Source organism: Methylotenera sp., from assembly GCF_029945535.1.
Lineage (GTDB): Bacteria > Pseudomonadota > Gammaproteobacteria > Burkholderiales > Methylophilaceae > Methylotenera.
In genome coordinates this window covers 1-11,940 of the sequence record NZ_JAQSCU010000016.1, presented here as the reverse complement: position 1 = coordinate 11,940, position 11,940 = coordinate 1, and the positions used below count along the sequence as shown (strand labels likewise).

The 11,940-nt window shown below is 38.9% G+C and carries 7 protein-coding genes and 1 pseudogene; 7 read left to right on the top strand and 1 reads right to left on the bottom strand.

What is annotated here, in order from left to right; translation table 11 throughout:
• The 6 genes from PSU72_RS11600 to PSU72_RS11575 form a co-directional block, all read left to right on the top strand.
• Window positions 1-763: PEP-CTERM sorting domain-containing protein (locus PSU72_RS11600; protein WP_300432705.1), on the top strand; the 763-nt coding region annotated here is incomplete at its 5' end.
• Window positions 764-1,903: 1,140 nt separating this feature from the next.
• Entirely contained in the window at window positions 1,904-2,578 is a 675-nt protein-coding gene (locus PSU72_RS11595) for a hypothetical protein (RefSeq protein ID WP_300432704.1), read from the top strand.
• 139 nt (window positions 2,579-2,717) lie between these two features.
• The gene (locus PSU72_RS11590) at window positions 2,718-3,542 is read left to right on the top strand and encodes a hypothetical protein (protein WP_300432703.1); all 825 of its coding nucleotides are present in this window, start codon (window positions 2,718-2,720) and stop codon (window positions 3,540-3,542) included.
• A 750-nt stretch (window positions 3,543-4,292) separates the two neighbouring features.
• Entirely contained in the window at window positions 4,293-5,402 is a 1,110-nt protein-coding gene (locus PSU72_RS11585; RefSeq protein ID WP_300432701.1) for a PEP-CTERM sorting domain-containing protein, read from the top strand.
• Window positions 5,403-5,432: 30 nt separating this feature from the next.
• Entirely contained in the window at window positions 5,433-6,824 is a 1,392-nt protein-coding gene (locus PSU72_RS11580; RefSeq protein ID WP_300432700.1) for a PEP-CTERM sorting domain-containing protein, read from the top strand.
• Window positions 6,825-7,159: 335 nt separating this feature from the next.
• Window positions 7,160-8,389, top strand: coding sequence for a phospholipase D family protein (locus PSU72_RS11575; RefSeq protein WP_300432699.1), 1,230 nt, complete (start codon window positions 7,160-7,162; stop codon window positions 8,387-8,389).
• Window positions 8,390-8,429: 40 nt separating this feature from the next.
• Here the strand turns inward: PSU72_RS11575 and PSU72_RS11570 are convergent, their stop codons facing one another.
• Window positions 8,430-11,228: a DNA methyltransferase gene (locus PSU72_RS11570; RefSeq protein WP_300432697.1), complete on the bottom strand. Its 2,799-nt coding sequence runs from the start codon at window positions 11,226-11,228 to the stop codon at window positions 8,430-8,432.
• A gap of 249 nt (window positions 11,229-11,477) precedes the next feature.
• On the opposite strand from PSU72_RS11570, the pseudogene PSU72_RS11565 reads away from it, so the two are divergent.
• A pseudogene (locus PSU72_RS11565) lies at window positions 11,478-11,940 on the top strand (hypothetical protein); the annotation flags it as partial.

Here is an 11,940-nt window from a genome sequence, read left to right as displayed (position 1 = left end):
GGGTGGGTCAATTTTAAATGCAATTGGTGGGTCAGTTATTAATGCAATTCAACAACGAGCGGGGATTTGGAACAACGGTACTCTTATCGATTTTGGTGGCGGAAGTGCTAACGATGTGAATAATATAAAACAAGAAAATTCAGCTACAAATGGCAACTATATTTCGATGCAGGTTGCTGGGAGTTTGGGCTCAAATGATGGAGCAGCGATTTGGTTATTAAATCTATATGAAAATGGAACGAACAATATACAGCAAATTCAACTACCAACTGTGGGAGTTAAATCCACAGCAACTTCGATTAATGATCTTGGTGAGTCAGTAGGCTGGTTACAGGATGGTCTTGGTGAGTTACATGCTGCGTTGTGGACAGATCAGCATAACCTAATTAATCTTGGTGAAGTAACAAGTGACTCAAACTCGTATGCAAGAGATATTAATAATTCGGGCCTAATTGTCGGATACTCTGTTGGTGGATATTGCAAAAATTCGTATTGCGCCACTATTTGGGGAAGCGATCACACGGCTACCGATTTGAACTCGTTATTAGATGAAAGTACTAAAAGTGCCGGCTGGGAACTTATCATGGCGCAAGCTGTTAATGATTCTGGTTTAATTGTGGGAAATGCATTTAACAATATAACAGGCGTAACACATGCATTTGTTTTGACTCCTACTTCTGCCGTGCCAGAACCGAATACATTTTCTTTGATGCTTTTTGGAATAGTTTCACTAGTAACCTACAAGGCAAGAAGAAGGAAATAGTTAATTGTAGAATTTGGCCGTTATAAATTACAATGGACTAAGTTGAGTAGGTTATTGAACTCAAGTGACTTAGCTTAAAGCACTCGACCGCATAGAATTAACTGACCTTACAAATTTGCCGCATTTGTAAAGCTAAACGTTAATCACCGCCACTGGACTCGGCTCTCAGCCACAATTCTGCCCACCGTCGTCATCGTGATGTTTTCCTCCACTGTCTGTGCATTGAGTATGCCGTGAAACGGATGTTCTGATATTAACCGCGCCGTGCCCTATGGCCCAAAAAAATTTTACGGGATGGCCAGAGTATCGCCGCCGCGAAAAAACTCTGCCTGCGCTCGCCGTCGTGCCGAGTCGGGTAGGTCCCGCCCCCCACTCCCCCGGAAAATTTCGGGCGACTCTATTTTATTTAAAACGGACTTTTGATGTCGCGGCATGGTGCGGGGTCAATTTTAGGGGAGAGTTTTAGCCTAAATCGGAATGGTTTTTGAATCGCAACTTCGCAACCAACTAACATTCATAGGTCATTAAAGAGTCAATGTTGGAGAGAGCAGGAGCTGTTGGCAATTTTAAGAAAGTGATTCAATTAAATTTATGCAAAATCTAAATTTAATACTTTATTCTTCATATTTATTTCCAGTATATGCTGCAATTGATCAAGAAAAAAATAGCTGAAACTACATGTGATAAATATGCGTTTGCTGATTTATTTTTAATAATATTGTTTGATTTACACACTTATAATCCGCTGACCTAAAAAAGTAACAGTAGTGTGATATCAATGTAATGTATTTTGAATTTCAACCGTTTCAACAGAAACTTATTGAGCACAATGCCATGAATTTTTCATTCAAGAAAATGTTACATCTTATTTGTCTAGCTTGGATATCTTGCAGTATTTGCGCATTCGCGGCAATGGATCCACGCTTTAAGAGCATGTCTTTGCCAGTAGGTACTCAGTTGGAAGTTATAGGTCCCGTTATTACAGGGTTGCGAATTAATCCAGTAGCTAATAGTCCTGCGGCAACAGGTTGTGATCGATCGACTTCCAATTTTAATAAGAGCCCTCGCCCTCGATTTATTATTCGAATTGCCGAAAACAAGATTACAGAGGGGAAAGATGTATTTGATGCTCCTGTGGAGTTGCTATGGTCACGTGTAATCCTTGAAGGTAATGAAACCTGTTCCGGCTGGGTTTGGATGAATGATTCCCAAAGGTTTGAAGACAGCCTGTTGCACCGATGGAGGGCGCTCGCCAAAATTTATTCCCAATCTCCAGTCAGCGATAATATAAATTCCAACTCGGCTCCTGTGATCGTTGGCAATGTTGCTACCAAAAGTACAGATGGTGATAACTGGGTTTCATACCCACGTCCTCGCCGAACCGAATTGCCAGCAATAGGACAAATCGTGCCATTATTGGAAGCATCACTACTTTTTCGGGAGCCCAGTGTTGGTTCGGAGGATATCTCCAGAAGGTGCATTCGACGTAACGAGCGCAACGAAACGCCGAAATTTGAAGTTGTTGAAATACGTGAGCTTGATCAGAGTACCGCTTACAAAAAAATATCACGCGAGTGGATTCAGTTACGTAGTTTAGATGATTCATCTTGCTCTGGCTGGAGTCCCAGCCATGATGTTGTCCTTGATATGCGACACTCAAAAATAAAACCTAGCACCCAAGGTACAACGCAGATATCAGCCCCCGGCTTGAATGTTGGATCTGCATCGCCCGCTAATGAGGATGGTAATTTGATGAATAATGCTGGCAAGGCGCTGGATGCAGCCAATAAACTCAAGGGCTTATTAGGTATTTAGGTGGCGGGGCAATAACACGATTACAAATTCTTTACAGGCAGTTTTACTTTAGGGGTGAATATGAAAAAGAATTCTTATTATTCTAATAATAGGGTTAACCTCAGTAACTAGTTCTGCGTTTTACATTAGAAGTTTTTTTATGAAAATCTTGATTACCAATTTTAGAAGCATTTTGCTACTCCTCCTTATTTCTTCAGTTTCGGTCACGTCACATTCCGAGACGCTGAAAGTCGAAGAGTGGCCATATTATGCAATTAATTGGCATCTCTTACGACAATTTGATAAGGCAGATGAAGAGGTTCAAGACTATAAAAAACTTGGAATTCAGGTAAATGAATATATTATTCCGCAAATCAACGAGGAGCAAGAATGGGGAATATTAGTAATGGCTGGGCCATACAGTGGCAAGAGTGTGGCAGAAAAGGCCGCTGCTGAAATCCAAGCAAAGACCGGGAAATATCATGTGGCTGATCAGTTTCCGTCAGTTTTCCCACTTCCACTTGACGCGCACAAAGACTATAAAATATACAGAATTGTTGTAGTCAGTGCATATACTTTTGATGATGCTCTCCAGACTGCAAATAAAGCAAAATCTCTTGGCTACAAGGCAGCGGTTGGAGGATATTACAACAATGCAGGCCAATACATTCACGAGACTTATCTTGAAAACTACTTTAGATCGCACAAGCTGGCAGAAAATTTCGTATTATCCGCGAAAAGGAAGGGCCTGCTAACTGCAAAAATCAGTATATTTGATGTCAATACAATAAATGCGATGGATGTTGGGAGAAAGGCGGGTATTTTAGCGAAAGCAAGCAACATAGAGGATACTGACCAGATATATGAAGACAAAGTTTATGAAGACAACAAAAAACTATATCAAGCTAAACGTGACTGGAAAGCGTGTGCTGAAGGGGCTGCACGCGAAGGGAAAGATGATGTCTGGTGCGGTTTAGAACCATAGAAGTGTGGTAATTGCACATCAAATACCTCAATTTTTATGCATTTTAGAAATATAATTTTTCAAACTAGTTTCGGGGTTCGGTCGGATTTAAATTTCCCAACTCATTGATTCATTTTGCTTTTTAAAAGAAATTCTCACATATTTTGGAATCGAGTTTCGGCATAGGTTCAGTTTCGAGAGTGCGGTACAATGAGGCAAAGAAAACGCCTTAGAAATCTTCAGCTTTCAAGCCAATGTTTTACGAGTAATCTGTACTCATAATCCGTTGGTGCTGTGTTCGACTCACAGGGGGGCCACCAAAATAAAGGACTCGGAGAAATCTGAGTCCTTTTTCTTTTGTGGTTATGAGTGATATTAGTGGGTTCTTGTAGGTCAGCTTTTGGGCAGGCTAATGAATGAATTGCAAGACCATTGGTATTTTTGCCTAGCTTGGACTTCACCCGCTTTAGAAGACGCCCATTGACTTCCAGTAGGATCGACAGTGTATGTCAATGAATGAATGTAATTTGAAATCTTAGTTTCAGAATTTATGGTTTCTATAAGTTAAATAATATTGACCATCTAATTATGAAAGTGTGTTGCTTAATCTAAACACTGAGTAGCTAGAGAATGTTTTATCGATAAAACTAGTCAGCTAAGACTATATACCGCAACTATTACCGTAATCTAAAACAGATAATATTACATTCAAATAAGTTTATTTTGTCTTGGATTTCCTGAGCCATAAACTCTTAGGAATCTAGGATTACAATGAAAAAAAATATTCTTAATTTGGCTTTGGCGATAACTTTGTCTGGATTGGCATCAACGGCAAATGCGGATTACATTTTTACTGACCTTGGCGCTCTTGTTGGAGGCCTTAGCTACGCTACTGCAATTAATAACGCGGGTCAGGCAGTCGGATACTCAAACAATACCAACAGCAACTTTTCAGCCAGAGCTGTCCTTTGGGATGGCAATGCCTCGACTAATCTTGAATCAAGTGGATCTATTAACAGTATTGCTTTTGCAATTAACAAATTTGGTCAGGTGGCAGGATCAATTGATAGCTACTATGCTGGTAGTAGCACCAAAGCCACAATTTGGACTGCTAACATACCAACTACAATAGGTGCACAGGACGGGAATCCGAGTTACAACTATGCTACAGGTATTAATGATACTGGTCAGGTAGTAGGAGTTGCCCAATATAGCGTACCGTTTCGTGCTGCTTTATGGAATGGATCAGTAATGACTGATTTAGGTACCCTCGGTGGGTCATATAGCTCCGCTCGGGATATCAATGCTTCTGGTCAGATTGCTGGGTGGTCCAATATCACTGGTGACGCTACTAATCATGCCACATTATGGAACGGAACAACTATAACCGACCTTGGAACGCTGGATGGGGGAAGTAGTTGGGGTATTGCAATCAATAATGCTGGTCAAGTGGCAGGCTCTTCCAGCATCGGAAGCAATAATGCAATTCATGCCACCATCTGGAACGGATCCGTAATGACAGATATCGGTACGCTTGGAGGGCTGGTAAGTCAATCATTCGCTATTAATAACTCGGGTCAGGTGGCTGGTTATTCTGATTCAGCTAGCGGTGTCCACGCTACGCTATGGAATGGCTCTACTCTAATAGATCTCAATACCTTACTAGATTCAAAAACATCAAGTGCTGGTTGGGTGTTAAATCAGGCAACCGGCATTAACGACAACGGCTGGATTGTGGGAAATGCCTCTAATAGCGCATTAGGCATTACAAGTCATGCATTTATGATGTCATCAGCGCCAGTTCCAGAAACTGAATCGTACGTTATGCTACTTGCAGGTTTATGTGTACTTGGATTCATAGTGCGTCGTCGTAATTACTAGCTTACTTCATTCCAGCGCCAAGACAAAATCGTGAAAATTCAAACAATATTACTAGGGTTAGTTTTATTTTTAAGTGCATTTCAAGTCAATGCAAATGTATGCAGCGCCACTGACCAGATAGATTTACAAAACTTATATACCTCGAATCTAAGCACAACAGCATGTAACAACAATATATTAACTAACAATGGAGGTTTTCTAAACGGAATAAATCAACTGGGGCTTAGGATTTATAGTTCATTAAGTAACTTTAACACCCTTATTAATAATGGTTCATTCACTAACTATTTCGGAAATGTTAATAACAGCCAAAACGCAATATTGAGTAATAATGCAAATTTTTATAATGACAATTTTTCCTCCATAGATAACTATGGGGTGATTAATAATTCTGGATCTATTAGCAACTCTGGAACTATTAGTAATAACGTTGATGGATTGATTATTAATTATGGCGCAATTAACAGCGTTGGTGAGGCTTCTAATATCGGTATCTCAAACTCTGGAACACTGGTTAATTCATATGGAGCAACTATTAGTGCAAAAGGCTTAGATGGAGGGTTTACTTCATCCTCAAACATAGCAAACAGCGGCACACTAATTAACAATGGTGAAATAGTTATAAGTTACAGTACAGGTATTCAAAACAGCGGTATTTTAATTAATAACGGTGTGATCAAAAGTGTTATTCCTGTAGCGTCCGATATGTCAACGGGAACCATTTATAGCACGGGAAGAATCACCAACAACGGAACAATGAACTTTGATTACTTAAATGCTTCTGTGGTAGATGGGACTGGTACATATACTATCCCTGGACTCAGTTGGGGTGGTTCAAGTAATTCAGAGTTTGCAAATGTTGGATTAATGACTCAAGAGAGAATCAACATACTTAATGGAGTTATGACTGTAGGTTCTCTAAATGCCGGCATAGTTAACCTTTCAAGCACTTCCACGCTAAATGTTACGAATGGCAATATAGAAACACTGAGTGGCGGTACGACACAAATTACTGGCATCCTTAATGCTGATAATGTTATTGGAGGTGTTTTGGGTTTTCAAATCAATGGAACTGCACCGGGCGCGTTCAGCTCTTTGAGTGTTAAAAATTCAGCGAATCTTTTAGCAAGTACTTTGAGCTACTTATTTCAATTTAATGGAAATTATTCACCGACTGTAGGTGACCATTGGCTATTTCTTAATGCTGGTAATGGGTTTGCAAATGCTGAAACATTTAACAGTTCTTTTTCGCAACTTGTTTCCAACAAAAGTGTTGGATTCACCATAAACGCGGTATCAACAGGTATGGAGTTGGTCGTATTTTCTGTCCCAATCCCGGAAGCTAATAGTTACGCTATGTTCCTTACTGGCTTAGGTATATTTGGCTTTATGTCACGCCGTCGTAAGAACGAACAAGCTTAATAATTTGAAATATTCAAGTATTACTGACGGATCTTAGGCACAAATCCGTTTGTGCTGTGTTCGACTCACAGGGGCCACCAAAATAGAAGACTCGGAGAAATATGGGTCCTTTTTTCTTTTGTAGTTGTCAGTGTTTGGTTTGAGTTAGTAATACTTTGAGCTTTTATGCCTATCGCCTAGTAACTATCCAACTAACAGTATGAAGCTTTTCATCTGATAATAAATTGAAACTAGTTCTGATAAATGTTTGTTCATTAGCAAAAATAAGGTAGATTATAACTACAAAGCCCTATAGATAGACTCATAGGAATACAATCCCCGAAGAAAGTTATTAAATGCCAAAATTTTCAGTTATATCTCCTCTGGATCAGCCACTTGGTAAACGAAGATTACTTGAGGATTTGAAAAAATATCTACAAGACGATGATTTGCAATCATTTGGATTTTCTGTTGCCTTTGCGAAAATTGGGCCATTATATAGACTAATGGATTGTATTCAGAAATGGAGAAGTAAAGGGAAAGATATAACAGCAATTTTTGGTATTGATCATAATGGTACGAGCGTCCAAGCCCTTCAATTTGCATTAGATCAATTTAGCAGTGTCTACGTAACTCAATATAGGGGTCACAGTTTCCATCCTAAAATTTATTGGTTTAAGGGCAAAACAAAAGGTATTGTCTTCATAGGTTCTAACAATATGACAATGGGAGGTATGGAGCTAAATTTTGAAGCTGCAATTGAGCTTGAATTTGAACTTCCAGCCGAGGATAACGAATATACAGAGACGGTATCAATGTTTGAGGCGTTACTTCCTCAAAATTGTGTAGCAACTGAATCTTTAACTCCTGAATTATTATTGCAATTAGAGGCAGATGGGTTGCTTCTTGATGAAACTAAAAAACGAGAAAATACAACTGGCACAAAGAAAAAATTTGCCCCACCGACGAAGCCAGGAGCAACTTTACCAGTAAAGCCAATGAGTAATTTGCCATCAAAAATTATTTTCGGTAAGCCGTTAAAGAAAAAAGAATTAGCGATAAAAGCTGAAGTGATGAAAGTTCAGGCTGATGTTCTAGATATAACCAAGCCTTTAGTTCCAGTTGCCGGCTTCGTTATTCAAATAAATCCGCATGCGAACGGTGAGATTTTCCTAAGTACACTTGCGATAAGCCAGAATCCAGCTTTTTTTGGAATACCTTTTACAGGCCAAACAACTCCCAAAAAAGGTGCTAATCTTGGCTATCCTCAACGCGATCCGGATCCAATATGCAGTATTATTGTTTATGGAAAAAAGAACAAAGTTCTCTATATCAATCCTTCATATCCACTCAATACGGTCTTATATACACGTAATAGTGAGATTCGTGTGACGGCATCACCACTTGTTCAATATGTGCCGGAATTTTCAGTTTTACTAATGATGCCATCAGAATTACCTGGAATAGATTACGACATGAAAATCTTTACACCTGAAAGTCCTGAGTACGGAAAATGGGAGTCACTTTGTGATCAAAAAATGCCAAGCGGAGGCAAGGCAATAGCCAGAAAATTTGGGTGGTTTTAATTTAATCGCTATTGATAAAACCAAGTTACAATACTTTCAATCACTTACTTAGCCTTAAAACAATATTTTCAGTTATTGCATTTTTAATGTGTTTTAAATTTTCAGTAGTTACTGAAATGTCCATGCGTTCGAGTGAAAAAAACCCGGTTGCAGCAGCAATCGCTTCAACAAAATTTGTAGATGGGATGCAAATAACTTCATTATTTACAGTCATTTTGCTATCCCCAATTACAATCATTACTTCACCTCCGCGTTTACAAACCCTATAAAGTTGCGCTAATACTGACTGCATGTCAATTAAGAATCGATGGATGAGGGCGGGCATATTCTGCTTTCTAAAGCCAGAGTCCTCTGAATTTTCAATTTGTTTATGTAGTTTACGAATGAAGTCTAGGCATACTGAAGGCAGGTCATTCTCCGTCAAAAATCTTTCTTCTATTTTTCGTTTATTTGAAGTAGTTAATTCCCTACTACCTATTAGATTTTCTTCAACTGGCTTTCTCCCTGCACTTCCTAAGCCGAAAATTGTTAGAAGGGATAGGCGGTCAGTGTCAATATAGGGGAGAGCCATAGCGTATGGTGGACTTGTAAGTACAAGATCAATTGATTCATCCTCAAGCCCTAGAAGGTCATATGTGGATTCTTGGCGATTGTCTCCATTAACTACATGGCAGTTAAAAAACGGATTAGGCGAATAACCCCGTATTTTCCAGAATTTTTCTATACGAGCAAACTGAATAGATATTTGCTTTTTAAATAAATCTAATACATCAGCATCAGTTAAATAATCTTTACGGTAGCGGATTCTAAGGTCTGATGGATCCTGATGAGAAACTTCGCGAATGATGCTGCTTAAAACAACTTCTAAAAAATCTCTAACTATGCCGCCACTTCCAGATCTAATGATTTTAAGGAGCCAATTTATTTTTTTTGCAACAGGCTTTGCAAACCAACGATTAATTTCATCTAAATTTTCAGCTTCAAATTGGTCCAGCTCATCCGACAAAGAAATAGGTACGTTAGTAATTGTTTCCAAAATTGTTGAAACGACTTCCGTCAAGACATCAGGATCAACCTCAAGGATAAGACTTTTAGCCCGTGCAATTTTTGCAGCAAGTGGATTTAAGTCACATCCAAATGTTTCGAAGCCATTTAAGTGTCCTTCAAGAAGGGTAGTCCCACTTCCACAAAATGGATCTAAAATTTTTGCACCATAAGGAAGATCGAGTTGATTTATTAGACCTTTGGCAAGTTGAGGGTAAAATTTTCCTTTATAAGGATGTAGACCATGAGTTACGTATTTAGGGTCCTTTCTAGCATTCGGATTGGAAGCCATTCCATTTTCTAATATTGCTTGCCATGTTGGTTCTTTATTCGATATTCCATATTGAATTTGATGAGTAAAGACTAATGACCTGGCAGAAATTATGTTTTTAATACCAATAAAACTATTAATTGAATTGATATTACCCGTTTCTAAATTAAGTTTTTCAGACTCCCGATACCGAAGTTTTTCTTCGTATGGCCATAATTTGTAAGGAGGTGGTAATAACGAGGTCTCTATTATCTTTAATTCTTTCCTGAGTATAAGGAGATGCTCAGTTGTGGCTCTTCTTCCTGCGGAAGTGAACGACCGTTTTGTTTTGTGGACAGCTCTTTCAATAACGTATGCAATGTCAAATCCTAATGATTTGGCTTTCTCCGCCAGTAACTCAGCGGTTGCATATAGTTCACCGTCATACAATGAATCGCCAATCACTAAGACAGCATAGCGACCTTGTTTCAGTACACGCTTCATGTTGGTAAGGGCTTGTACCATATCGGAGAAATAGCTATTAAAACCGCTTGCCTCTCGTTGATGTTTTAAATGGGAGCCAATTTCTACTTTGCCAAGAGCTATAGGATCAAAGCCTAGCCAAAGTAATCTAAACCTGTGATATAAGTGATAGTCAGTAGCATTTCCATAGGGAGGGGAAGTTACAATGAAATCAACTGAACTGTCAGGAATGTCTTTTTGACTCAAATGACGTATATCGCCTGTTAGAAAATTAGATACACCGTAACGTGTAGCAGCTGCATTTCTTGCTACTGATTTAAGAACAGATTCATATTCTTTGATAAAGCGTTTTGTTGTTTCCCCTACAGCTACAAAACGAGGCACGCTTTTATATCTAGTTTCAGAATCTTGAAACGACGCGGATAAAACTGTTCTAGACAAAGCTAGTAACGCAACATCTTTTGCTGTCTCATTCTCTAAAATTGATATTCTGTATCGGATGTGGGCAAGTTCTCCATAAGCCGAGTCTGCGAACCATTTTTCCCGATTTTTGATAACCGGTGCAAAATCCTTGAACTGAGAAATTAAATCCGTATCATTCTCAGGAAGAGAGTCCAGTAATGCTCTTAATGCACCGTGAAGCAAATGTAATTCAGCTGTTGAGTCTGAATTAACTCGTGCCGTTTTAACTTTGCCAATAAGTGCGGCCATGGGGTTCGCATCTATACTTATGGCTCTGCGCCCAAGTCTAATTGCTTCTAATGCTGTTGTTCCACTGCCTCCAAAAGGATCGAATATCAATTCTCCTCTTGAACTGAGAAGTGAAATTAATGTTCCTGGGAGTTGTGGAATAAATTTAGCAGGATAAGGGTGAAGATCATGACCTAGAAAACGAGTCGTATCTTCAGTGAATCCCCAATCAATGTTTTTTAAATGAGAGGCGACATCATTCGGATCCGTCGTGTGCAAAGGCAACTCTTCATAAGTAGCAGAAAATGGCTCATTTTCAGACGATGAAAAGGCTGAAAGATAAGCTTGAGTTTGTGGTTTGATGCGTAACATTTAATATCCTTAATTTGAGATATTATCATTTTTTCTGGGAATTGTTTAATTTCCCAGATTTTTTTTTGAATAATTAACAGCATCTAATTAAATTTTATTTTTTCATTTTCATTATGCCGATCTTAACTAAATCTACGCATTATTTTTGTTCTGATTTGTATAACGTCGCATAAAGCAAACTGCGCCTTTTCATCCATCTTATATGAAAGACCAACATACTTATCAACACAACAACCAAGGAGACTTAACATGAAAGAAGCTACAACAAGCAATGCTACACCCAGCAATTCAACACTATCAATGCGCATTCTTAAAATCGAATCCTGCCCCACATGCTCTGGCAAAGCCACACTAACTTATCATTTTGGAAGCACTAAAGATAATCAAGTACACATACGCATTGTAGTCAATTCAGGCGGTGGATTCTTTAGTGAAGAATGGGTGTCACTTAAGGCTACTTTGGAAGCATTAGATAAAGCGCCTCATCCCATCACAGCAATTCCATTCATCAATCTGTTTATCGGCAAGTCAGTCAACACACCTGGATTCTTATTAGCTGTTCTGAAGCATGAAGGTATTGTCAAACTGCTGGAAGGTAAAGTACGTGGCTATGAAAAGCTAGATTCAGAAGCTTTTATGGCCGAAGTACATAAGCTTGTTTCCTCAGACGTAGATCTAAAATATGTACCAGTTACACCCATCAAAAAATCTG